Here is a 311-nt window from a genome sequence, read left to right as displayed (position 1 = left end):
GATAGTGAGATTTCATTGAGAGTTTGATCCTGGCTCAGGACGAACGCTGGCGGCGTGCCTAATACATGCAAGTCGTGCGGACATCTTCGGATGTCAGCGGCGGACGGGTGAGTAACACGTGGGCAATCTGCCTTTCAGACCGGAATAACACTCGGAAACGGGTGCTAATGCCGGATAGGTCACGAGGAGGCATCTTCTTGTGAGGAAAGCTGCAAATGCAGCGCTGAAAGAGGAGCCCGCGGCGCATTAGCTAGTTGGTGAGGTAACGGCTCACCAAGGCGACGATGCGTAGCCGACCTGAGAGGGTGACC

General features: G+C 55.9%; 1 rRNA gene. It reads left to right on the top strand.

Annotated elements, in window-relative coordinates:
- Positions 1–11 precede the first annotated feature (11 nt).
- Positions 12–311: ribosomal RNA gene (locus QMF38_RS09640) — 16S ribosomal RNA — on the top strand; the annotation flags it as partial.

Source organism: Alicyclobacillus hesperidum subsp. aegles, from assembly GCF_027923525.1.
GTDB classification, from domain to species: Bacteria; Bacillota; Bacilli; order Alicyclobacillales; family Alicyclobacillaceae; genus Alicyclobacillus; species Alicyclobacillus aegles.
This window is presented reverse-complemented; position numbering and strand designations above follow the sequence as displayed.